The sequence below is a fragment of the Clostridium sp. genome, assembly GCF_051278035.1.
Lineage (GTDB): Bacteria > Bacillota > Clostridia > Clostridiales > Clostridiaceae > Clostridium_AD.
This window is the reverse complement of sequence record NZ_JBNMNU010000004.1, coordinates 36,949-61,372: the sequence shown is the minus strand read 5'-3', so window position 1 is coordinate 61,372 and position 24,424 is coordinate 36,949. Positions and strand designations below refer to the sequence as shown.

Sequence of the window (24,424 nt, the reverse complement as noted above, 5' to 3'; positions counted from 1 at the left end):
ATAATATAATGGCGCAATTTATACTAATTGGTATTTTAACACTTGTAAATGCATATTTTGCATCAGCAGAAATGGCAATAGTATCATTAAACAAAAACAAAATTAAAAAACTTGCCGAAGAGGGTAATAGAAAAGCACAGCTTTTAGTAAAATTTATTGAAGAGCCGACTAAGTTTTTACTGACTATTCAATTTGGAATTACAATTGCTGGATTCGTAGCTAGTGCATCTGCAGCTAGGGGTATATCTAATAATTTTGAAGTATACTTAAACAATTTAAATGTTCCTTACAGTAATCAGATTGCTTTAGCTAGCATAACTATTGGATTAACGTATATAATGATTGTGTTTGGTGAATTGTTTCCAAAGAGAATAGCAAAGCAAAAATCAGAAGCTATTGCAATGGTTACAGTAGTTCCTATTTTTTATATATCTAAACTGGTTGTTCCTTTTGTATGGTTACTAACGGCATCTACTAATGTTTTAGGAGAGATTACTGGTGTCAATAGTAAAATTATAGAGGAAGAGCTATCAAAAGAGGAAATAAAATCAATTATAGCAGTTGGACAGGAACGTGGCGCTATAAATGAAACTGCAAAAAAGATGATAAATAATATAATTGAATTTGATGACAAATCAGCTGAGGAAGTTATGACTCCAAGAACAGAAGTGTTTTTGATTAATATAAATGATTCCGTTATAGAATTCTTAGACGAGCTATTAGAGCAAAAGCATTCTAGAGTTCCGGTGTACGACGGTGATGTTGATAATATCATAGGAATACTTCACATGAAAGATTTTATAATAGAGGCTAGAACAAATGGTTTTGAAAATGTAAAAATTAAGGATATATTACATTCTCCTTACTTTGTTAATGAGAGTAAAAATATAGATGAATTATTTAGAGAATTAAAAAGAGCTAAAAATCATATGGCTGTACTTATAGATGAATATGGTGGTTTTTCAGGGGTAGTTACTACTAAAGACCTTATAGAAGAAGTTATGGGAAATATTGAAGATGAATATGATTATGATGAACCTGATATAAGGAAAGTGGATAACAATACTTATATAGTGAATGGATTGCTTTCAATAGATGAATTAAATGATAATCTGCACTTGACATTGGTGTCGGAAAATTACAATACAATAGGAGGCTTTTTAGTTAGCTTACTTGGATGTATTCCAAAGAAAAATGAAAACAAGACTATTGAATATGGAAATGTAATATTTAAAATAGAAGAGGTTAAAGAGAGAAGAATAGGAAAAATTAAAATATGTATATAAATAATGCTGCTCTATTTTTACAAGTAGAGCAGCATTATTTATAGTATTAGATGACATATAACGCATATTTTATACAATTAACATTTATTTTAACGAAATCTAAATATATATAAAGGGATTTGCGAATCTATGTAGAATTATAGCCTGTGCGTAGTTTTTATCAAGGGGGATATATAATGAATTTTTGTAGGAAATGTGGTAAGAAAGCTGGTTCAGGTGAACCGTTTTGTGGGAATTGTGGTGCGTCTATAGTAGAAGATAGCCATTTTAATAGTAGCTCGAATGATGATATGAACAGTAAGATTAGTAATAATTTTAATATTTATGCTAACGAAATATTAGAAATTACTAAAGGTATGCTGAAAAAACCAATCTCAACGGTTTTAAATTGTGACAAAAATTTGGAAAAGAATTCATGTGGTATTTTAGCTTTATTTTTATCGGTATTATTTGGAATACTTAATGTGTGGAATATGATTATATCCACAGATATTATGGATAGTTTATTTACAGATAGCATTTTTGGATTTGGTGGAATATCACAGCTTATAAGTGAAAGTTTGTCAGGCGGAAAAATATTTTTTATCTCAGTAATTTTATTCATTATTGGCGTTATAATATTAGCTGGTTCAAACTACTTAATTGGTAAACATAGTTTTAAATCTTTAGTTGCACCACTAACAATTCTAAAAGTAACTTTATGTTCGGCTATACCTTTTATTGTAGGATTATTTTTAAGTGTAATTTTATCTTATATAAGCTCAGTATTAGGATTTATAGCAATATTTACGGGCATGGTGGTAGCGATGATAAGTTTATTTAGAGGAATCACAGAGGTGACTAATATATCAGAAGAAATAACAATATTTATATTACCTATCTCATATTTACTAATGTTTTGGGGCGAATATATAATTATTGCAAGTATAATAAAGAGTGCATTTAGATTTAGCTATGGATATTAATGTAAAACAAAAACAGCTGTAGCAAAAGTAATTTTGCGTAATTTCCAGCTTTTTAAACCCCTATGATATAGTAATCATAGGGGTTTTTGAATATAATGTTTTAACGTATTATTTTTTTGATAAATTCTTCGGAATTAACTATGTACCTAATATGTATTCCTTCACCTATTTTACCTATGTCATCATAGGCTGCTACCTTAAAGGTTAATTTTTTACCTTCTGCCTTATCTAATATAGCTTCAGCTCTAACCTTAACGCCAATAGGTGTCGCCTTTAAGTGTCTAACATTAATTTCTATACCAACAGTTGTAAAACCATCAGGTATATCTTGTTTAACGCAATTCATTGCTGCATTCTCCATAAGCGCTGTCATAGCGGGAGTAGCATAAACATCAAGATTGCCAGATCCATAAGAAGATGCAGTGTCATTTTTGTCCACTATTATCTCAGAAATTTTTAACTCTTTATTAAAATTGAATTCCACTTTTATCACTCCATTTTTTTATTTATTGTTTTTAGATATACAAATACATTACTGTACTGTACTATATTAACACCATTATGATAGTGAATCAAACTAAGTTGTTGTATATCTACAGCACCTTGAGCAACTTATATTTTAAGTAGTTCTACCAATTCATGGCGGAATCGCTATTTTTTTTACCTATTTTCTTACTTGCCACGTAGGTGGTACCTTTTTTTTTATTGTATATTATTTCAGTTATTGGGCAGAAATATTGAGTGAAAGGCAATTGTAAAGAAGGAGAAGTGAGGCATGAAAAGTAATAGATTTAGTGTTTTTATCTTAATAATGCTTTGTAGTACGCTAGGAGTTAAGCAGGTAGAATTAGCTGCCAATAATAATACTCCCAAAACCAATACTCTAAAAACAAATATTCAGAAGATAGGTAATGTAAATAAAGTAGAAGATGTGACTGTATTAGGTTCAAGCATAGTGCTAGTAAATAGAGAAAATGTGCTAGCGAAAGATAATTACATAAGAGAATTTAAAATTCCGAACGTAGAATTTATAGCTAATGGAGATCCGAATGTAAGAAAAATGGAGAAGGATTCAGCGGAAGCATTGGAGCGCCTTTTTAATGCTGCTAAGAATGATAATATAATATTACTTGGAGTATCGGGATATAGGAATTATTCTTATCAAGAAAAACTTTACAATGACAAAGTGAATAGGAGTGGGAAAGAGGAAGCCGACAAATATGTCGCACAACCAGGAGAAAGTGAACATCAAACGGGGCTCGCTATGGATGTACTTTCAAATGAATACACAACTTTAGATGAAGGGTTTAAGGACACAAAAGCTTACAAATGGATTGTCGAAAACTGCTATAAATATGGTTATATAATTCGCTATCCAGAGGGAAAAGAACGAATTACTGGTTATGATTATGAACCTTGGCATATAAGGTATGTTGGAAATGATGCGGCGAGTCAAATTGCGTGCAATGGGATTACATTAGAGGAATATTTAAATATAAGTATTGCAAATAAATAAAAAAAATTTGGTGCACTGCTAAATAAATTTTAGCAGTTTTTTTTATTTTTTGTCAATATGATAAATTGTACTTTTGATGAATATTATAGTAATGGAATTATAAGGGAGGATTGAATGTTTTATGAGTTCTATTTTAGATAAACACAAAGTAAAGGTTATAATTGTACTAGCTGTAATAGCTTTGGTGGTTATTTTAGGAGTAACTGCTAATTTTATAAAAATTAATGGGGCACAAAATTTTACCGAAACTGATCAAAATCATAAAAAAAATATAAAAATGCAAGTTATTGTTAAGTCGAAGCCAATAGTAAAATCAAAGCAAATTGGTTATATAGCTAAGGTATATGAAGAAGACGGAAAGAAATATTTGAAATTTGACGATGTACAATTTCTGATGGGCAAAGAAGCTATTGAAGCAGCTAAAAAAAATGGAGATGCAGAATATGAGAATGGCGAATACTTTGTATATGATGATTACTATATTGTTAATAGCAACCAAGAGAGAAAGAGCTATATTATAGCTGATAATGCCTCACTAAATATTCTAGGATGTTGGATAGATCCATTTAACGGTGATGGTTATAACCATTCTGTTTCTTATAATGATTTTAAAAATATTTCTAGTGAGAATGAGAATATGTTATGTTATATCTATGCTGAAAATAATGTTGTTGTAAAAGTAGAAGGACAATATACACCTTAAGAAATATAAAAGATATTAATAAAGGTATAGACTTAAAAGCCTATACCTTTGTTAATAGAAAAATATATGTTAGTAATATTTACTCATGTACTATTTAGCCAAAGAAATTCATAAACGTTGTTATAATACCAGCGTTGAAGAAATCTATGAATAAACTTCCTACTAGTGGAACAATAAAGAACGCCCTTGGTGCAATACCATAGTTTTTTGTAAGAGCTTCCATATTTGCCATAGCATTAGGTGTAGCACCCATACCAAATCCGCAAGTACCACCAGACATTACTGCTGCTTCATAATCTCTTCCCATAACATTAAATGTTATAAAGTAAGCAACAAGTGCAATTATTAATGCTTGAGCTGCGAGCATCACTATAAGTGGTAATGCTAAATCAGCTAATTGCCATAATTTTAATCCCATTAAAGCCATAGATAAGAATATAGATAATGATACATTTCCTATAATATCAATTTCATCTGCATAAATCTTAAATATATTTGTTGAATCTGAGAAGTTTCTTATAATTGCAGCTGCAAACATTGCCCCAATATATGCAGGGAATGTAACCCCTGTTTTTTCTAAAAAATAAGATATTATTGTTCCAATACCCATAGCTATAAAAAGCTGAGTTGTAGCATGCATAAAGTTATCGGGTACCAATTTCTTAGAATTAATTTCTTTCGTTGCGGCAACTTCTGATTCGGATTTAATCGATTGCATTGAAGGCGCAAGATTATGTTTTTCAATTAGTTTCTTAGCTATTGGACCTCCAAGCATACTACCCATTATTAATCCAAATGTAGCTGAGGCCATTGCTACTGTATTTGCTCCTACAGCACCTGCTTTTTCAAATACTGGACCAAATGCACCTGCAGTTCCGTGTCCACCAACCATAGGTACTGAACCAGTAGAAAGTCCTATAAGTGGATTTAAGCCGAATATCTTAGCAAATACAACACCTGTAATGTCTTGACAAATTACAAGAAATACAGCTATTCCTAGGAAAATGAAAACTTGTTTTCCGCCTTTTTTTAGAAGTGTAAAGCTTGCTGTAAACCCAATTGTTGTAAAGAACGCAGTCATAAAGAATTTTTGCAGTGCAACATCAAATGCAAAAACCAATACGTCGGTTTGTTTTAATATGAGTGTCATAATGGCAAAAAGTACTCCGCCGATTACTGGTGCAGGTATACAGTATTTATTTAAGAACGTTAATTTATTTTTTAACATTTGACCTATAAATAAAACTACAACTGCTAAGGCCGCAGATTGAACCATATCTAATTCTAAAATCATTTTCTTTTCCCCCTCAAAATTTTTATTAAGTAAAAAAGCTAATATTAATTGCCGGTTTCAATATAAAACGTTTTCATTTATCCGTAAAAAAATATTTAATATGTAGCTTCTTCTATTAACTCTTTTATATAGCAACCGCTACATGTTAATAGCTTATTAATGAAAACAGATTTTTTCTATTTTCATTAGTAAGCTATTATATTTTAAGTGGAAACTTCACACACTTGAGTTAGACTTCAAGTTTAAAAGTGAGTATTTATGGTATAATATACATTATACGGTCAGGTTACAATTAACTACAAAATACTACGCAAATATACAAATAAAAAATTAATAATAGGGGTAATAATTGAAGTTATGATAATTGGTTAATATTTAAAATATTTTATTTAAGATTAAATGGGGGTAAGATAATATGGAAGTAAGACAAATAAAAACAAAAGTTTTAAGGCCTAAATTTGATAGCGATTTAGATATAATAGACATTTCTAAAGAAAATATTGAGGATGAAAGCATTTTTTCTTTTGGAACAATTAGTGATTGTTCTTTAGAAAACCATGAAGCAGACAGAATTGCGTTTAAACAAGTAATATTTAAAAATGTTATTTTTAATAAGATAAAATTCAGGCGAATAGAAATGATGGATGTGAGATTTGAAAATTGTGACTTATCAAATGTAGACTTTAATGAGGCATCCTTACATAAAGTAGAATTTGTGAATTGTAAAATCATTGGTATTAATTTAAATGAAGGCACCTTTAGAAATGTAATATTTGAGAATTGTAATGGTGAATTCGCTTTTTTCAGTTATTCTAACTCTAAGGAAGTTGCATTTCTAAGGTGTCAATTACGTTCCTCAGATTTCCAAAATTCAAAGTTTGTAAAAGTTGAATTTAAAGAATCTAATTTAAATCAGTCTCAGATGAATTTCACAAGCCTTAAGGGAATAGATTTTACTAGTTGCGAGATTGAAGGAATTGGAGTGAATATTGCTGACGTAAAAGGTGCAAAAGTTACTACTATGCAAGCAGTTTCTCTTTCTTCTATACTAGGTCTTATTATAAAATAAAGTAAAAGGTGCCACCAACGTGGCACCTTTTACTTTATCCTTAAAATCTCAAATCTCTTTCTCCAGCTTCAATTCTCTTAAGCTTTTCTATAGCGGCTTTTCTTGCTACATCCTTTGGAATATCCTTAAGTCCTTGTTCTATAACCTTTTCTCCTAATTCTTTTAGTTCATCATCAGCATAATCTAAAAGGTATTCTTTGAAGGTTAAGAGAGCATTAGGTTGGCAAATGTTATGGATTTGTCCAGACTTAGCAAGAGGCATAAATCTATCCCCTGTTCTTCCTTCTCTATAACAGGCGGTACAATAGCTTGGAACATATCCACTTTCACATAACTCTTTTACTACTTCCATAGGTGAACGGTGATCTCCGATCTCAAACTGTGGCTTCTCATCTGATTTACTGATACCATGTTCTTCAGAGTATGCACCAACTCCGGTGCATGAGCCAGCACTTAATTGTGAAATACCAAGTGCAAGTACTTCTTCTCTATAGCCAGGTTCTTCTCTAGTTGATAACATCATTCCTGTATAGGGAACTGCCATTCTTAAGACTGCGACTAATTTCTTGAATTGTTCATCATTTACTAAGTGTGGGAAATCCTTAATATCCACGCCTTCTGCAGCTCTAAGCCTAGGCACTGAAAGTGTGTGGGGTCCAACACCGAAAGCTTCTTCTAGATGTTCTGCATGCATTAGCATACCTATAGTTTCATATTGATAATCGTATAATCCGTATAGTACACCTATTCCTACATCGCCAATACCGGCCTCCATTGCTCTATCCATTGCAGTAGTGTGATAATTGTAATTATGCTTTGGTCCCTTAGGATGGTATTTCTCATAAATTTCTTTATTATAACTCTCTTGAAATAGAACATAGGTGCCAATGTCAGCAGCTTTTAATCTTTTATAATTTTCTACGGTTGTAGCTGCAATATTTATATTAATTCTTCTTATACTTCCATTATCAAATTTAACAGAATAAATTTTGTTTAAACATTCAATGAGATAATCTAAAGAACAATTAGTTAGGTCTTCTCCTGCTTCTATAACTATTCTTTTATGTCCCATTCCTTCTAAAACTATTATTTCTTTTTCAATTTCATCCATAGTTAATTTTTTTCTTGTAAAGGAATTATTAGAACATTTATAACCACAATAAGTACATCCATTTACACAATAACTACTTACATAAAGAGGTGCAAATAAAACAATTCTCTTGCCATAAATAGTTTCCTTTATGATTTTTGCAGTTGAATACATTTCCTCAAGAATTTCTTTATCCTCAATATTTAATAGTATTGCAGCCTCTCTATGTGTAAGACCTACACAAGTTTTAGCTTTATCTAAAATTTTTCTTACATTCTCTGAATCTTTTACTTTTTCAAGACCCTCCGCCATAGAAGCTCTTATTTCTTCTTCTACTATAAATTCACTTGCTAAATATTCTTTCATTTAAAATATCCTCCTTCTCTTTTTGCTTAGAAAAACTCCTTGCAATTGGGTAACAGTTTTAATTTTATATGTCTCATAAGACAGAAAATCTAACTTATAAGATATATATAATTTTAAAACTTAGCAGGGCTATTGTCAACTATTAGTTACTCTTTTTTGTTTACTTACAACTAAAGGTACTGAGAAAACAGCAATAGCAAAACCTAGTTCTATTAGCATATATGAGAATACTTCTGAAAGATTATCAATGCTGAAATTTGAAAGGGTTCCTATGACATTGTTAGCTTTTACATACCAGTAGGTTGGAGTAAGGCTAGCTATAGTTAAAGCTTTATCACTCAATAGAAATTGTGGTACAAATACCCCGCTTATGAAGGAAAATCCTAATGATAGGATATTGGCAATGGAGGATTGCGCATTTCTATTTTTTATTAAAAGTCCTACAAGGTAACTTGTACTTAATGCTGCTACAGTAAACACTAAAGCATTAATACAAAATAACAAGCCATTATAAGACATCATATTTTTAATATTGACGATGAAACCCAAACCTGTCATAAGCCCATAAAAAACAAGAGCAAAAACTAGATTTCCCATAATCAATTGCAAGTTAAAGGTTCTATTTTTCATTGGGGAGCATAGGTTTCTACGTTTTAAATTTTTATCATTAAATACCATTAAAATTGAACTGACCCCAAGTATTAGTATTCCAAATAGTGAATAAGCAAGATAATTAAAATAGGTTACAGCAAAGGCAGTATTCTGTTTTTTATCTCCAAAGGTTTGTAATTGTACTTGCGATTCAGAGGTTGCTGCCTTAGATACTTCCATTACTAAATTTTCCTCTGTTATTCCTGGGATATTATTAACATATACTCTTGCCAAATTTAAATATTTATTAATTGCCATATCAACGTACATTTTAGTAGTAGAGCTAGGTACTACAGTTTTTTAGCTGTACGGATTTTCCCTGTAAAAAATCATCAGTAAAATTTTTAGGTATAGTTACTATATACTCCACATCCCTAAAAAAGAGCGCATCTTGTAATTTTCCCTTATCATTTTCAATGTCAATAAAGTTTACATGTTTTGATAAATACTCCTTAAATCCTTTTGTTAGAGTAGTGTTTTCTCCTAAATTTATGAAGGCTATATTTGTCTTAGTTTGAGAGAAGAGTTCTCCACTTTTCGGTGCTGATGACTTAGAAATTGCAAAGGACAACGCTAAGAAGAATACTAAATATATACTCATTTGTCCCATATTTGCTTTGATGATTTTAAAATAAACTTTAAAGACTGGCATACCTTTGCCTCCTTATAACGAAATAGGTTACTGTACAAAACACTATGGATAAAACAGTTAGGAGAGAAATATTTATAAAAAATCTTTGGTGGGTATTATAATAATATAAGGTGTAAAATCCATCGGTAATAAGTGCTGCTGGATTAATATATGACAATATTGGCATGCTTTTTTCTACAATATACTTCATATCTACATACATCATCCCTGCTAAGAAAGATCCTGTCATAAAAATACCTATTAATATTGCAGTTTTTAAACCTTCGCCTTTTTTTACTAATGCACCAACCATAGTGCCTAAGGAAATTCCTGTTGAACATCCTACAAAACAAAGCACTAGAATATAAGGTAGTTGATTACCGAAATCAATTTTTAAAGCGAAAATTAAATATCTCGACAGTGATTTTTTCGCCGATATTTATCATGGATTTTAATTCCTCTTTAGTTCCAAGAGCCACAGTTTTACCTTTGTCTAGTATTGCTATTCGATCACAAAGTTGCTCTACTTCTTCCATATAATGAGTAGTGTATATAATTGTAGCCCCATTTTGATTTAGTTTTTTGATTCCGGATAGAATATTATTTCTACTTTGAGGATCTACTGCAACAGTCGGCTCATCAAGGATTAGGAGTTTAGGTTTATGAGCTATACCACAAGCTATGTTGAGCCGACGCAAAAGTCCGCCGCTTAATTTCTTTGGATAAAACTTTTTATAGTCATTTAGTGCAACGAAATCTATAGCTTCCTCTACAAGTACTTTCCTCTTGTGTTTATCCGTTATATATATATTTGCGCCTATACCAATTATAATTAATATAGGGAATATAACTAATACAACTATTTTAATTACCTTTTCATTTATGGCGTTAACTATACTTCTAAATCTACGTACTAGTTCTACCTCTAAGCTTAAATGTGAGTATATTAATTTTAGAGATAAATCATCGGAGTTATCTACAGTACTAGAGGAACAAAACGCGACATTAATATCTAGTAAAGATTATGAAATAAATCTTGCCACTTTAAGTGAGCGAAATAGGATAGCGCGAGAAATACACGATAACCTAGGTCATATTTTATCACGGTGTCTTTTACAAATTGGAGCATTAATAGTTATTAATAAGGATTCAAATATGAAAGAAAGCCTTGAGCGGGTTAAGAATACAATATCACAAGGCATGGATAGTGTTAGGACGAGTGTACATGACCTTCATGGTGATTCTATAGATCTCCATGATCAAATCTATGCTCTTACAAAAGAATTCACCTTTTGCCCTATTAAGCTTAACTATGACATTAGTGAAAATCCTTGTAAAAGAGTGAAATATTCATTTGTATCAATAGTTAAGGAAGCGACATCTAACATAATCAAGCATTCTAATGCCACAGATGTTACAATAACCATTAATGAGCACCCCAGTTTTTATCAGCTAATTATTGAAGACAACGGAGTTGTGAAAAACTATAACACTGAAAATGGTATAGGTGTTAGGAATATACTAGATAGAGTTGCCGCACTTAACGGTAATATTAATATAAACACTGATAATGGTTTCAAAATATTTATATCTATTCCAAAGGAGGCTCTAAAATGAGGGTTTTAATTATAGATGATGATAAATTAGTTTGTGTCTCCTTAAAAGTCATATTAGAAGAAGATGCTGATATAGAAGTGGTAGCACTAGGCTATAACGGTAAGATGGCAGTAGAACTATATGAAACACTAAAACCTGACATACTACTAATGGATATACGAATGGATACAATGACAGGTCTTAGTGGAGCGGAAATAATTCTAAAAAACCACAAGGATGCTAAGATATTATTTCTTACTACAGTTTTGGATGATGAATACATTATAAAAGCTTTAAATATAGGATCTAAGGGTTATCTTTTGAAGCAAAACTTTGAAAGTATAGTTACTTGTCTAAAAGCAGTACAAATGGGTCAAACAGTCTTCGGCGAGGAAATAATAACAAAAATACCATCTTTAATTACAGAAAAAAATAAACTTAAATTCTCAGACTTTGATATAAACGAAAAGGAATTTGAAATTATAGTTAAAGTGGCTAGCGGACTCAACAATAAAGAAATTGCTGAGAAATTATTCTTAAGCGAGGGTACTATAAGAAATTATATTAGTTCTATTCTAGAAAAGCTTAATATTCGTGATCGAACTCAAATGGCGATTTTTTATTATAAAAACAAATAAAATCTATAATATAAAAGAACGGGTATCCAAAATTGATATAGAATAATTTAAGTTTTTGCCAATAAGTCAGAAAGCTCTATATTAATTTTCTCATATATAAAATTTTCAGTTTCTATAGTTTTATCTACATCTTGACTTATCTCAACATTTTCCGTGAAAAATTCTATTGTGAATTTACTGCCCTTCCCATACTCGCTGAGTAAAGATATGCTTCCTCCATTCATCTCAACTAGCGATTTAACTAGTGATAACCCTATGCCACTGCCTTCATGATTTCTAGTAAAAGATTTATCTACCTGTCTGAATCTGTCAAATATTAAATCTAGATGATCTTTTTTAATGCCTATTCCAGTGTCTTTTACTGAAATCTTTACGCTATTATCTTCAACAATAACATTAACAAATATGGTACCGCCTTTTGGTGTGAATTTTATAGCATTTGATAATAAATTCAACATAATTCTTTCTATACTATCTACATCACAACTGATTATTTTCTCTTCTATATTTGTATCGAAAATAATGTTAAGGCCATTACTTTCTACATAATTTATAACTGAAAGAGCACTATCCTCGACTATAGATATTATATTATACTTACCAGTACGGATGCTAAAATATCCAGCATCTATTTTTGTAATATCTAATAAATTATTAACTAATTTTAATAATCGGTAACAATTTTGCTTAATTACTTTATAAATTTTATCTAAGTCACTTTCTTGTGATTTAGAGTTTATTTCAAGTAGTTGTATAGTTCCTAAAATTATGGTTAAAGGTGTTCTAAGTTCATGAGATAAATTTGCAAAAAAATCTTCCTTTAATTTATCCAGTTCTATACTAGCTCTCAATTTTTTCTCTTCGAGTTCAATTTTTTTTTCTAGTTCTGCAATTCGTTTTTTTTCAGTAATATTTTTACACAAATTCAATACACATATTATGTTATTTATTTTAATAGGTGTTGAAAGTATTTCCAGTTCAATCTTTCGTCCATTTTTCATGAAAAGCACTTCTTCTACTAAGGGTTCAAATTCTGTTTCATTAAGGGCATTCTCGAGTCGTGCAGGCCCTATTACATCTTTATTTAAATTAATGAAATCTTCCACTGGATTCCCTATTAGCTCAGAAGAATCTTCTAAATCGAAAAGCTCTTTTACTTTGCTATTTGCATAAATGAATTTAAGCTTTCTATGAATAAAAATAGCGTTAGGGGAGGCTTCTATAATTGCTTCATACATTTCAAGTGTATATTCTCGTTCTTTTATGGAATTCTTATTAGTTATTGCTATTACTAATGCCGTTAAATTTATAATTAACAATAATGTAATTATAAATATCATAGTAACATAACTTAGTTTAATTTTTTCACTGTATAAAAATAACCATATAAATACCATAAAACAATTTATACAGCTTAAAATAATAGTATAATGTACAGGACTTATCTTTGATAATTTCATAAAGTTTCCTCCAGAAGTTTCGGATAGATACTGACTTCATTATACAAGTATTCTACAAATATGTCTATATTTATTTAAGTCTCTACGAGGCTACTAATCTAGAATTTGCCTTAGAGAAACAGATTGCTTCAACTATTTGAGGGCTTTTCAAAAATGATTAGGGGATATATAATAATAGTAAGATTTAGATGGAATTAATGACCTTTATCTAAAAATATAAGATATATCCGGAGGTGTAAATTTATGAAGATTTTCCATACAGGGGATTGGCATATAGGTAAATCTGTTAATGGATTTTATATGACTGAGGACCAAGAAGTTATAATGAAGCAACTTTATGAAGAGATTAAAAAGGAAAAACCAGATGTTGTATTAATAGCCGGTGATTTATATGATAGATCAGTTCCACCTGTACAAGCTATAGAATTACTTAACAAGGTATTAGGTAAAATAGTTAAGGAGTTAAAGACCCCGATAATAGCGATAGCTGGAAATCATGATAGTAATGAAAGAATAGATTTTGCCAGCGAACTTTTAAGGGAAAGTGGTTTATATATTAGTGGAACTTTAAAAAGTGAAATACAAAAGATTACTATTAATGATGAACATGGTCCAGTAAACTTTTACCCTATTCCTTATGCAGACCCACCAGTAGTTAGAGATTTGTTTGAGGATGAAAGTATCAGAAATCATGACGATGCTATGAAGAAGATAGTAGATTCTATTGTTAATAATATAAATAAAGATGAGAGAAATGTGGCAATCGCACATGGATATGTTTCATATATGAAAAATGATGGTGAGGTAACTGCACCGCTCGAGGAATGCGAATCAGAGAAGCCATTATCAATTGGGGGAACAGAACTTATTAATGCAGCTTATTTTCATACTTTTAGTTATACTGCCCTTGGTCATTTACATGGACCGCAAAAGGTTGGAACAAACAAGATGCGATATGCTGGGTCGCCTTTAAAATACTCTTTCTCAGAAACCAAACAAAAAAAGGGCATAACTATTGTAAATTTAGATGATAAGGGCGAAGTGGAAATAGACTTTCATGAGTTTAAGCCGAGAAGAGATTTTAGAATTATTACAGGAGAATTAAAAGAACTAATAAAGAATGATGTAAGCAGTTTAGATAATAAAGAGGACTACATAAAGGTAGTGTTAAAAGATAAGGGAGAAATTTTAGATCCTATGTCAAAGCTAAGAAGTGTTTATCCGAATGTTATGGAACTTACAAGAGAAGATAGGATAAAAATAACAAGTACAGGAACAGTAGCAATTAATGTACGAGAAAAATCTAAGCTTGGCCTTTTTGATAACTTTTATGAGGACATAATAGGTGAAAAGTGTTCTGAAGAGGAGACCGAGGTTATGGTGAAAATCATAGAAAAGGCTGAAAAAGGAGGTTTATAGTAATGAAGATTCGTAAGCTTATAATAAATGGATTTGGACCCTATGCAACAAAACAAGAATTAGATTTCGAAAAAAATCTGCAAGATAAAAACATGTTTGTTATTACAGGAAACACTGGAGCCGGGAAAACAACAATTTTTGATGCTATAAACTTTGCACTGTATGGTGAGGCAAATGGTTGTGATAGGGAGCCAAAATCACTTAGAAGTGACTTTGCAGACCTTAAGACGCCTACTGAGGTTGAACTTTGGTTTTCATTAAGAGAAAAGGAATACTATGTAAAAAGAACACCATCATATATAAAGCCTAAACAAAGAGGGGATGGCTTTGTAGAAAACAAACCTAGTGCTGAGATTAAACTTTCTAAGGATAAAACAGTAACAGGTGTAAATCAAGTAACTAAAGAAGTAGAAAATATTCTTGGTATAACCACAGAACAATTTAAACAATTAGTAATGATACCACAGGGAGAGTTCAAGAGACTTTTAAATGCGAAAAGTGATGAAAAAGAAGATATATTTAGAAAAATATTTGGAACAGAAATTTTTCAAAGTATCCAAAATAACATAAAGGAACAATCAAATAAACTAAAAAGAAGCATTGAACAGGTTGAGAGAGATAGATCGAATAAAATAAGAAGTTTTATTTGCAGTGGAGTGGATGATGGATTATTTAGGCTAATAAATGCTGATAAACACAATATAGAACTTGTAATGAGCTGTTTTTATAAATTTATCGAAGGGGATAGGGAGAAAGAAAAGAAGTTAGAAGAAAAAATAGAAGAAACCCGTAAGCTTATAGATAAAATATCAAGTGAAAAGACTCTTGGTGAAGCTAATAATAAGAGGTTTTACAACTTAGAAAAAAACAAGGGAGAACTAGACAAGCTTAATCAACAGGTTGAACAGTTTAAAAATAAAGGCAGTGTGCTTTTTAGAGGTAAGAAAGCTCTAACTGCTAAAAGGTATGAAGATAAGTATAATGACAAAAATAAGGAAATCAAGGAATTAAAAAAAGAAATAGAAGAAATAAATAAAAAAATAGAGATATATACTGAAAGTTATAAAAAAGCTGAGAAGAAGTTTAAAGATGAGCAAGGCAAGGAAAACGAAAAAAGTCAGTTGATTAAGGATATGGATGAAAACCAAAGACTAAAGGATAAGGCCAATGCATACGAAAAAAACAAGGTTATCCTAGAGAGTTTAGATAAAAAAGTTAAAGAAATAAAAGACAGAATAAAGGCAATAGGGTTAAACAGCGCCCAAAATGATAAAAAAATAGAGCTAATTAATAATGAGTTAGAAGAGATTAAAAAAGCTAAAGAGGAAAATGGAACCTTAAAAATTAAACAAATAAATGAAAGCAACAAAAAAGATAAATTAGACAGACTTCGTAGTGATATTAATTTATGGATTAATGAGGATGGAAAACATAAAAAAGCCACAGAGAATTTCAAAGAAATAGATGGAAGATTTAAAGTGTTAAAGGAAGAATTTGAACTCTTAGAAGATACATTTAGAAAAAACCAAGCTGGAATACTTGCAAGTAACTTACAAGAAGGAGCATCATGCCCGGTTTGTGGATCAATTCATCATCCGAACCTTGCTAAATTAGAAAATAGTGAAATAACTGAAGAGGCTGTAAAAATCAGTAAAGAATCTCTAGAACAGGTTAGAGATCAAAGGGATAAAAATTTAAATGAATTAACGAATATTAACTCTTCATTAAAATCTATAAATGAAAATTCTATTACACCTGGTGTTAAAGAGCTACTAAATAAAGGGGACAATTATCAAGTTATGGATATCAGCGCTGAGGTAAATGTGCTAGTTACAAGTAATACTGCCATACTATTAGAGCTTAAAAATAAAATGCAAATCTTAAGTACTATGATTAATAAAGAAAGTGAAAAAATACAAGCCAGGGATATTACCCAAAAAAACAATGAGAACTTAAGAAGTGAACTTGAACTAAAGAATGAAGAACATGTTTTAGAAGATGGGAATTTACGTGCGGCAAAAAATACCTTAGATAGTATAAAAAATGATTTTAAGGGTGAAATGAAAAATGTAGGAAAACTAGTTCAAATTGGAATAGATTTAAGTGAGAGGCAAAAGGCTCTTAAAAAAACATATGAAGATGCAGAAAGTGCCTTTAGCAAAATAAAGGGTAACCTGGACCAAGAGATGGGAAGAAATAAAAGAACAAACGAAATGAAAGAAAATGCAGATGAAGAATTTAAGAAAGCAGTAAGTGTATTCAAAGAAAATGTATTAGAACTAGGGTTTAGTGGATACGACGATTATAAGAGCAGTAGTTTAACTGAAGAAAAAATTGAGAATCTTGACGTGGAAATAAATGAGTTTAATATTAATTTATCTGGTGTGAAAAAATTGTATGAAGCATCATTAAAGGAAATTGAAGGGTTAATAAGAGTTGATTTGGAAATATTAAAAGACAAATTAGTAAGCGAAGATATTATATTCAAATCATTAAACAAAGAACAAATGGAGCTATTCGCGAGAATAAGAAATAATAGTTTAATGCTTGAAGATTGTGAAGAGTATAGTAAAAAGATAGAAATTGATGAAAAGAAGTATGAAATAGTAGGCAAATTATCAAACATTATTAATGGTGATAACTCTAAGAAAATAAGCTTTGAAAGATATGTGCTAGCTGCATATTTTGAGGATATTATTATGGCTGCAAACATCAGGTTCAATAAAATGACCTCAGGTAGATTCGAATTATTAAGAAAGCAAGAAATTGGTGATAAAAGAAAAGGCCAAGGCTTAGAACTGGAGGTATTTGATAATTACACAGGAAAAGCAAGAGATGTGAAGACACTATCAGGTGGAGAAGGTTTTAAAGCTTCATTATCTATGGCGTTAGGCTTGGCTGATGTAGTTCAAGCTTATGCTGGTGGCATACAATTAGATACTATGTTCATAGATGAGGGATTTGGAACTCTAGACCCAGAATCCCTAGATAATGCAATAGAATGTCTTATGGATTTGCAAAAGGACTCAAGATTAGTTGGTATAATATCTCATGTACCAGAACTTAAAGAAAGAATAGATGCAAGACTTGAGGTAAGTTCTACAAGTAAGGGTAGCATGGCAGAATTTAAAGTTTGATTATATAAAGATGCCACTTGACATGTGGTGGAATCATAAGCTTTTAAAGAAGTAAAAAAAAAGAAAAACCTTTAGTTTTTCTTTTTTCTTACAATTTGATGAACAAAAATAGTTCCTTCTGGTTTCACTATATGAGTAAACTCAGGATTAATTGACTCTATGAAAGTTTTAAACCATGAAAATCTAAGAGAATATAAAGTCTCTACGTTTGCGCCTCCGATTTCCCAATAACCTTTGTGTAAGCATTTCATATTCTTCCATTCTAGTATATCAACTTCTTTTATAGTCACAACATTTACATTATCACAAGGCATACCTTCTAGTATATATGCGTTAAGTGCTGCATAAATATTAGGAGCAGTATCACTTTCATAAGTCCCTTTTGCTATATTTGCAAGTTCACTAGCCTGATTATTAAATACGTTAAATGCAATGGTCTCTGCCTTTTCACCGAATTTTTTAATTAAATCACCTAAGAGTTTAGCCTGACGAGTTTCAGCTCGTGCTATTTTATCCTGTAGCCATCCATGTATATTATCTGAATCAATCAAATCTTCGATAAGGCCATTCCCTATTGGGCTACCATATTTTTCATTGATATTACGTACAAGAGTATTCACTTTTTCTCCATAAATCTCACCATATGAACTTATTAAATCCTTTTCTAAATCCTCTGTTACCTTAATTTTATTGAATAAAAATCCGTGAATTGGTGCTAAAAATCTGCTCATTATAAATTCCTCCTTAATATTTTAAATTACTATAAATACTTCTTTTCCAGCTCTTCTAAAACTCTTATATATCCATTTTGCAGCTGATTTTTAGTTGCCTCGAGTTCAATATCTTCACAACTTACATTTACACCTTCCATGTCATCAGCGCTTAATGCTCTTCTAGCAAAGCTATATATAAGAGTATCTTCTTTATCAATATGCCTTGTTAGAAGATCAGCATAGCATACGGAATTTGCTATTATATCCACTCGTGAATCTAAGTCTCCATTTTTAACTCTTAAAAGAGCTTCCTCCAAAAGCCTAATATGTTGTCTTCCCAAATCATGTTCTATATACATTCCGGATAAAGGTCCTTTTACCATCTTCTGTCCAAGCTTATTTTCCATCTGCTTAAAAAGAACAACTTCTTCCTTATTGTGATGATGTTTATCGGCATAATTTCTAACAAATAGAATCATTTTTTCGTATGAAACAAAATCAACAGTGTTGGTATTTAATATTTCTAAGCTTAATTTTCTGAATAATGTTAACCCTCGCATAATATATTTATGTTCATCCATCATTAAATCTATAGCATTCATAATTAACCCTCCTAATTTATTGATTCAATATTTATTTTATATAATAATTATATTATTTACTTCCATACCAATATAATACTAGTTATTATAATATAAGACGGTAACCTATGTTACAATTAGATAATAAATTTTATTATGACATTTTTTATATGTTATAATGTTGATTTAGAATGATAGTTTAGAGGAGTTTAATTACTTGAACCATAATACGTAAAGAATACCTGTAGGCATGAAAAATCCTACTGGTGGAGATCTAAATGTAATGCTGAATTCTATTAAAGCCGCTCAGATTGATCATACCTTTATATATAATGGATTGGAAGTTAAAACAGAGGGAAATCCTCTTGCACATGCTATTTTAAGGGTATCTGTAGATTCTTATGGTAGAAACATTCCAAACTATCATTATGAAGATTTGATTAGGATTGCTAGGGAATATGAAAAACAGAAGCTTTTAAACCCTTCTATTATTGTGGATACTAGTCATGCGAACTCAATGAAGCTTTATGAAGAACAACCAAGAATAGCTAGAGAAGTGTTAATGAGTAGGAAATATGATCCTTTACTTAAAAAAATGGTAAAAGGATTTATGATAGAAAGTTACCTCGAAGAAGGTAAGCAAGATGTAGGTAGTGGCGTTTATGGAAAATCCATAACCGATGCATGTCTAGGATGGGGAAACACAGAAAAATTGATTTATTATATTGCTGAAAATTTATAGAGGTAAGCGTGCTAATTATAATGTTAATTAGCACGCTTACCTTTAAAGTATTTTTTGATGTCTTAAAAAAACATGGTTTCGACCCGCATTTTTGGCCCTATAAAGTTCTTCATCAGCAATTAAGTACATATCCTGAGAACTTATAAAATCTGAAACATAGCCATATATTCCACCTATACTAATTGTTACTGGATGACATTCATCATTCCAAATATAATTAAGGTTTAGTTCCTCAATAGAAATTCGAAGTAGTTCTGCAAAGGCTAAAACATCCTTATACTCAGCGGCTTTTATAAAACATATAAATTCTTCTCCACCCAATCTTCCAAGTATTCCAGAGCGGGTTCCAAACATATTATTTAAACAAGATGCAATTTTCTTAAGACAATTATCACCTTCAAGATGTCCATGATAATCATTATAACGTTTAAAATAATCAATATCTATCATTAAAAGGGATGAATTTATTGACTTTATTTCACTTTTACTCCACACCTTAGAAAGATAATTATTAACCCCTCTCCTGTTGGGTATATTAGTAAGTTCATCAGAAATCACCTCTACATTTAAATTTCTATTTGTTTTTTCCATTGTATCTAGTAGTGCGTTTTTATTCCCAATATCCGTCTCCAATTGCTTATTTAACTTTGTAATCTTTTGGACTTCCTCACCGCTAAAGAGTTTGCTAAGCTCAATTTTTATTATTTCAAGCTTATGGGATATTACTGCAGTTTCTATTTCCTGTTCCATTAAATGATATTTTTTATAAAACACAAGTGATAATTTGAAGTCTTCTTTTCTTTCATAAAATCCAGTTATGATTTTATAAATCTTACTTAACTTCTTTCTTGCATTTATTTGTTCTCCATATTTAATTGCCTTATTAAGATGCTCTAAAAATATATCTTCATTATCAAGCGCTTCAAGTTGTGCGAGGTTTATAAGTACATCTATTATAAAATATTTATTTCCTATTCCCTCTAACCTAGTAAGAGCATTATAATAACATTCCCTCGCCGTGTCATATTCTTTCTGGAGAAAATAAATTTTTCCGATGCTATTTTCAACCTCTGATAGAGCAGTTATATCATCGTGCACAATTAAAATATCATAACTTTTTTTATAATATTCAAAGCTAGATGTATAATCTTTATTTATAAAATATATCTCGCCTATATTTCCTAATATAACTGCTATGCTACTTATATAGTTATATTTTTCGCATAGTGTTAGGGCTTTATTATAATAAATTAATGATTCTGAAGCATTGCCAACTTCTTTATAAACCTCACCTATATTGTTAAGGATTTTACTTAGTGTAAGATATTCTTCTGTTTCTTCTAGAAGATGTAATGCTTTTAAAAAATTCTCGAGTGCTCGCTCATACATGGCATTATAAAAATGCGCAATTCCTATGAGGTTTAAAGTGCCAGCTAAATCTAAGGGATTATCATACATCTTAAATAGCTTAAAAGCATCTAAAGCATAATTAAAACAATCATTTATCTTTGTCATCGACCTACAAGCTAATGCCATGGCAAAGAGAGCATAAGCCTCTTCTAACTTTAACTTATTCTTCTTTGCGGTATTATAAGCTTCCACGCTCATAGCAAAAGCAATGATTGGCTGCGTAAACGATATTTTCTTTGATTCTTTAATTTTATTCATTATCATTTCTGAAATATTCACTATAAGTATCTCCCTACTTTTGTATAATTAGTCTGTTGCATTTATATATTTATAATTCTACATAATATATTTTTCCCCTCTATATTTAAAATAAATGATTAATTTAAAATATCTTGTCGTAACTCTTCTTATTTTACATTAAATATTTACTAAGAAAAATTTGCGTTACATTTTACTCGCAAAAGAATATATTGAAATATAATAATAAAATGAAGAAGGGCATATATGAATAACATAGATTATCGGTCAATTAAAGGAATGTTCGACGGATGTATAGCTCGGCATGGGTTAAGTGAGGAAAAAGATGAGCTTTTGGATATTACGGCAGCACTTCTAATAAAAACTCATAAGGACAATTCAATTTTACCTATAATAGTAGATACTATTTTTTTCAGAAATAGAGAAGGTCTTTTTAACCATGATTTAATATGGTCATTTTTTGAAGCACGAGATCCATATAGCTTAATGTTAATCGCGAATTATTTACATTCAGATGACACGCGTGATACTGAATTAGCATATAAACTTTTAGACTTTGTACCTTCCATAAATATGAGAAATGGAAGAGAAGATAAAAATCAATATACGAATTTATTCTACTGGATTCAAGAGAATTACCGTTTTCTATATTTTACGGGAGAAAGTTTTCAAAGAACTAGTAACCCTACACCTTATAAAATAGATTTAGATGCAAAATATGATAGGGGGCTCGTAAATGATTATAGTTTCTAATAATTTATTTAAAGCTTATGATTATATAAATGAATACAAACCCAATAATATTGAAAGAGAAATTATTACTAAGATGGATATAAGTAAAGAAAGGTATGAGTATAATTCATTAGAACAATTGCAGTTTGAGTTAACATTAAGAAAAAATATTGTTATTGCATCAGTAGATGTTAATGAAAGTGATATGTCATTTAAAGTTTTTCGTAAATCAATATGCAATAAGAAGTATTGGGAACGAACTGATGAAGGTGGATTTTTACTTAAAAAAGGAATAAAACCCAGTGTAGCGATTAAAGATATTTCTATAAATAGTTCTAAATATGGTACTGAATGTGCTACCGCAATGATAATAGTTTATTATCAGGCGTTACTTAATACTTTCCCTGAAAAGCTTTTTAATGAGTCATTTACCAAAATACATTTAATGAATTGGCATTATATAGACAATTTGCTTTATGAAGCGGGTTATATAGAAAAACAAAGTGATTATCTACCTGGAGATAGAAGATATGTTTATAATCCTGATGTAAATCCATCAACTCCTGAGTGGCAAGGGGAAAACATTATAGACCTTGGTGGTGGACGTTATTATGGGCATGGGATAGGCATTGGGAGCGTTTATGAAGTAATTAGTGAACTAAATGAACAGAGAAAAGATAATGCCACCGTGTCAGCTTATTTATTAGATTCAGCTGCACGCCTGGATTTCAAAAATTTAGCCAATATATACTATAAATTCAAAGGAGCATCTACCATTTAAAGGAGATAATAATTCTTGTGAAACTATGTATGAGAAAATCCAGTACTAATTAGCACTGGATTTTAATTATTTGAATTTTTTAGTTATATCAATGTATTCATCAGTATCAAGCTGTCTTATATATTCATATTCTTTTAAATACATAAACCTGATTTTTGATTCTTCTTTTGGTAGATTTTGATATTCTAATTTATTACTTGAGGTTTCGATTATATCTGCCTCCATTAGCCTATCATCATCCATATTGAGTCTGAGTTTATATGTATTCGCAATGTTTTTATTAAAGGATTCAAGATGTACCGTTTGCATTATCATATTTTCACATTTTGAGCACTTTATAAACAATTGTTCTCCAACCTTTTTAATTGTTACCTTATTGTTATCACACTCTTTACATACGATAGTTCTATTCATATTATAAACACCTCTTCTACCTATATGTAATGAATTTAAAAAATATGACGGAAAAACTAGTGCCATTTTACAAAAGCTACCCATGGTTTTATACATGGGCAGCTTTTTAAGTTTATAATACAATATCGTTTGAATCATTAATATAATCTGAAAGAACTTGATTAAGATTTAGAACATTACTCATTTCGAAGTAACCAGATTTTTTGTGAATAAAGTTTACTGCTTTAACTGCACCCATTGCAAATACTTTTCTTGAAAATGATTCATGTGAAATCTCAATTTTGTCATCTTCACCAACTATCAAAACTTCATGTTTACCAATTACGCCACCTACCCTATGTGAAGTTATAGGGATTTTTTTAAAATCTATACTATCATTTCCTAAAGCTTTTTCAATCTCTTTACCTAGCTTTAATGCAGTGCCAGAGGGTGAGTCTTTTTTATGTTTATGATGTGTTTCAATAATTTGAAAATCATAATTATTTAAAATGCTTGCAGCAATATTAGCCAAAAGCATCATAGTATTTACGCCTACTGTAATGTTTGGAGCGAATACTATACCATTATGATATTTTTGTGAAAGTGTATGGAGCCCTTTAATGTTGTCTTCACTAAATCCAGTGGTGCCAATTACCATATTGACTTTCATCTTAGAAAAAATTACCGCACATTTCATAGTTGCCTCATAGTTTGAAAAATCAATAACAACATCAGGCTTTAATGTAAATATAACTTCCTCCAGGTCATCTACAGAGTAGATTTTTATACCTAGGGTACTTTTGCTCAGTAAAGTACCGAGGTCCATACCTATTTTGCTACTTAAAGGACTACAAATTGCACCTACAAGTTTAATGTTTTCTTGTTCAAGTAATACATTGGCTATTTGTTGTCCTGTTCGTCCAATTCCGAGTAAACATACCTTGATCATTAATATTCCCTCCTTATTACGCTTACTATAAAAAAATGTAATAT

Annotated in this window: 23 protein-coding genes and 2 pseudogenes; 12 read left to right on the top strand and 13 right to left on the bottom strand. The window is 30.5% G+C overall.

What is annotated here, in order from left to right; genetic code table 11:
* On the top strand, positions 1 to 1,286 hold a 1,286-nt coding region (locus ACJAX4_RS01665; RefSeq protein WP_435787713.1), incomplete at its 5' end, for a hemolysin family protein.
* Positions 1,287 to 1,462: 176 nt separating this feature from the next.
* Entirely contained in the window at positions 1,463 to 2,251 is a 789-nt protein-coding gene (locus ACJAX4_RS01660) for a YIP1 family protein (protein WP_435787712.1), read from the top strand.
* A 100-nt stretch (positions 2,252 to 2,351) separates the two neighbouring features.
* Here the strand turns inward: ACJAX4_RS01660 and ACJAX4_RS01655 are convergent, their stop codons facing one another.
* The gene (locus tag ACJAX4_RS01655) at positions 2,352 to 2,735 is read right to left on the bottom strand and encodes a thioesterase family protein (RefSeq protein ID WP_435787711.1); all 384 of its coding nucleotides are present in this window, start codon (positions 2,733 to 2,735) and stop codon (positions 2,352 to 2,354) included.
* 291 nt (positions 2,736 to 3,026) lie between these two features.
* Between ACJAX4_RS01655 and ACJAX4_RS01650 the strand changes: the two genes are divergently transcribed.
* Together ACJAX4_RS01650 and ACJAX4_RS01645 are read left to right on the top strand one after the other, a co-directional pair.
* Positions 3,027 to 3,767, top strand: a complete 741-nt coding sequence (locus tag ACJAX4_RS01650) for a M15 family metallopeptidase (RefSeq protein ID WP_435787710.1) — start codon at positions 3,027 to 3,029, stop codon at positions 3,765 to 3,767.
* Positions 3,768 to 3,888: 121 nt separating this feature from the next.
* Positions 3,889 to 4,470, top strand: a complete 582-nt coding sequence (locus ACJAX4_RS01645; RefSeq protein WP_435787709.1) for a hypothetical protein — start codon at positions 3,889 to 3,891, stop codon at positions 4,468 to 4,470.
* A gap of 94 nt (positions 4,471 to 4,564) precedes the next feature.
* On the opposite strand, the gene gltS is transcribed toward ACJAX4_RS01645, so the two are convergent.
* On the bottom strand, positions 4,565 to 5,764 hold the full coding sequence (gene gltS / locus ACJAX4_RS01640) for a sodium/glutamate symporter (protein WP_435787708.1): 1,200 nt from the start codon (positions 5,762 to 5,764) through the stop codon (positions 4,565 to 4,567).
* Between the two features lie 415 nt (positions 5,765 to 6,179).
* Between gltS and ACJAX4_RS01635 the strand changes: the two genes are divergently transcribed.
* A complete protein-coding gene (locus tag ACJAX4_RS01635) occupies positions 6,180 to 6,833 on the top strand; it encodes a pentapeptide repeat-containing protein (protein ID WP_435787707.1) in 654 nt (217 codons plus the stop codon).
* Positions 6,834 to 6,873: 40 nt separating this feature from the next.
* Here ACJAX4_RS01635 and hydG read toward each other — a convergent pair whose 3' ends face one another.
* The 5 genes and pseudogenes from hydG to ACJAX4_RS01610 all read right to left on the bottom strand — a co-directional run.
* A complete protein-coding gene (gene hydG / locus ACJAX4_RS01630) occupies positions 6,874 to 8,289 on the bottom strand; it encodes a [FeFe] hydrogenase H-cluster radical SAM maturase HydG (RefSeq protein ID WP_435787706.1) in 1,416 nt (471 codons plus the stop codon).
* A gap of 135 nt (positions 8,290 to 8,424) precedes the next feature.
* Positions 8,425 to 9,198, bottom strand: a complete 774-nt coding sequence (locus ACJAX4_RS01625) for an ABC transporter permease (protein ID WP_435787705.1) — start codon at positions 9,196 to 9,198, stop codon at positions 8,425 to 8,427.
* A gap of 25 nt (positions 9,199 to 9,223) precedes the next feature.
* Positions 9,224 to 9,592, bottom strand: a complete 369-nt coding sequence (locus tag ACJAX4_RS01620) for a hypothetical protein (protein ID WP_435787704.1) — start codon at positions 9,590 to 9,592, stop codon at positions 9,224 to 9,226.
* Positions 9,579 to 9,929 carry an ABC transporter permease gene (locus ACJAX4_RS01615; RefSeq protein ID WP_435787703.1) on the bottom strand — a complete coding sequence of 117 codons (351 nt, stop codon included), beginning with the start codon at positions 9,927 to 9,929 and terminating at the stop codon, positions 9,579 to 9,581. Before ACJAX4_RS01615 ends, ACJAX4_RS01620 begins: the two co-directional genes overlap by 14 nt.
* Before the next feature lie 52 nt (positions 9,930 to 9,981).
* Positions 9,982 to 10,380, bottom strand: a pseudogene (locus tag ACJAX4_RS01610) (ATP-binding cassette domain-containing protein); the annotation flags it as partial.
* A gap of 73 nt (positions 10,381 to 10,453) precedes the next feature.
* On the opposite strand from ACJAX4_RS01610, the gene ACJAX4_RS01605 reads away from it, so the two are divergent.
* A complete protein-coding gene (locus ACJAX4_RS01605) occupies positions 10,454 to 11,188 on the top strand; it encodes a sensor histidine kinase (protein ID WP_435787715.1) in 735 nt (244 codons plus the stop codon).
* On the top strand, positions 11,185 to 11,805 hold the full coding sequence (locus ACJAX4_RS01600; RefSeq protein ID WP_435787702.1) for a response regulator: 621 nt from the start codon (positions 11,185 to 11,187) through the stop codon (positions 11,803 to 11,805). Before ACJAX4_RS01605 ends, ACJAX4_RS01600 begins: the two co-directional genes overlap by 4 nt.
* 47 nt (positions 11,806 to 11,852) lie before the next feature.
* Here the strand turns inward: ACJAX4_RS01600 and ACJAX4_RS01595 are convergent, their stop codons facing one another.
* Positions 11,853 to 13,265 carry an ATP-binding protein gene (locus ACJAX4_RS01595; protein ID WP_435787701.1) on the bottom strand — a complete coding sequence of 471 codons (1,413 nt, stop codon included), beginning with the start codon at positions 13,263 to 13,265 and terminating at the stop codon, positions 11,853 to 11,855.
* A 243-nt stretch (positions 13,266 to 13,508) separates the two neighbouring features.
* Between ACJAX4_RS01595 and ACJAX4_RS01590 the strand changes: the two genes are divergently transcribed.
* Entirely contained in the window at positions 13,509 to 14,684 is a 1,176-nt protein-coding gene (locus ACJAX4_RS01590) for an exonuclease SbcCD subunit D (RefSeq protein ID WP_435787700.1), read from the top strand.
* 2 nt (positions 14,685 to 14,686) lie between these two features.
* Positions 14,687 to 17,821, top strand: a complete 3,135-nt coding sequence (locus ACJAX4_RS01585; protein ID WP_435787699.1) for an AAA family ATPase — start codon at positions 14,687 to 14,689, stop codon at positions 17,819 to 17,821.
* 71 nt (positions 17,822 to 17,892) lie between these two features.
* On the opposite strand, the gene ACJAX4_RS01580 is transcribed toward ACJAX4_RS01585, so the two are convergent.
* Both ACJAX4_RS01580 and ACJAX4_RS01575 read right to left on the bottom strand, forming a co-directional pair.
* Positions 17,893 to 18,552 carry a hypothetical protein gene (locus ACJAX4_RS01580; protein WP_435787698.1) on the bottom strand — a complete coding sequence of 220 codons (660 nt, stop codon included), beginning with the start codon at positions 18,550 to 18,552 and terminating at the stop codon, positions 17,893 to 17,895.
* Between the two features lie 29 nt (positions 18,553 to 18,581).
* Entirely contained in the window at positions 18,582 to 19,136 is a 555-nt protein-coding gene (locus ACJAX4_RS01575; protein ID WP_435787697.1) for a hemerythrin domain-containing protein, read from the bottom strand.
* A gap of 217 nt (positions 19,137 to 19,353) precedes the next feature.
* Between ACJAX4_RS01575 and ACJAX4_RS01570 the strand changes: the two are divergent.
* Positions 19,354 to 19,857 (top strand): annotated as a pseudogene (locus tag ACJAX4_RS01570) (3-deoxy-7-phosphoheptulonate synthase); the annotation flags it as partial.
* A gap of 42 nt (positions 19,858 to 19,899) precedes the next feature.
* Here the strand turns inward: ACJAX4_RS01570 and ACJAX4_RS01565 are convergent.
* Entirely contained in the window at positions 19,900 to 21,546 is a 1,647-nt protein-coding gene (locus ACJAX4_RS01565; RefSeq protein WP_435787696.1) for a GGDEF domain-containing protein, read from the bottom strand.
* Positions 21,547 to 21,771: 225 nt separating this feature from the next.
* Between ACJAX4_RS01565 and ACJAX4_RS01560 the strand changes: the two genes are divergently transcribed.
* Together ACJAX4_RS01560 and ACJAX4_RS01555 are read left to right on the top strand one after the other, a co-directional pair.
* Positions 21,772 to 22,278: a hypothetical protein gene (locus tag ACJAX4_RS01560; protein ID WP_435787695.1), complete on the top strand. Its 507-nt coding sequence runs from the start codon at positions 21,772 to 21,774 to the stop codon at positions 22,276 to 22,278.
* Entirely contained in the window at positions 22,262 to 23,038 is a 777-nt protein-coding gene (locus tag ACJAX4_RS01555) for a protein-glutamine gamma-glutamyltransferase (RefSeq protein ID WP_435787694.1), read from the top strand. The genes ACJAX4_RS01560 and ACJAX4_RS01555 overlap by 17 nt, the downstream gene beginning before the upstream one ends.
* A gap of 66 nt (positions 23,039 to 23,104) precedes the next feature.
* On the opposite strand, the gene ACJAX4_RS01550 is transcribed toward ACJAX4_RS01555, so the two are convergent.
* A complete protein-coding gene (locus tag ACJAX4_RS01550) occupies positions 23,105 to 23,452 on the bottom strand; it encodes a hypothetical protein (protein WP_435787693.1) in 348 nt (115 codons plus the stop codon).
* A gap of 112 nt (positions 23,453 to 23,564) precedes the next feature.
* Positions 23,565 to 24,380 (bottom strand): 4-hydroxy-tetrahydrodipicolinate reductase, encoded by an 816-nt coding sequence (dapB, locus tag ACJAX4_RS01545; protein WP_435787692.1) that lies wholly within the window; start codon positions 24,378 to 24,380, stop codon positions 23,565 to 23,567.
* Between the last annotated feature and the right edge of the window lie 44 nt (positions 24,381 to 24,424).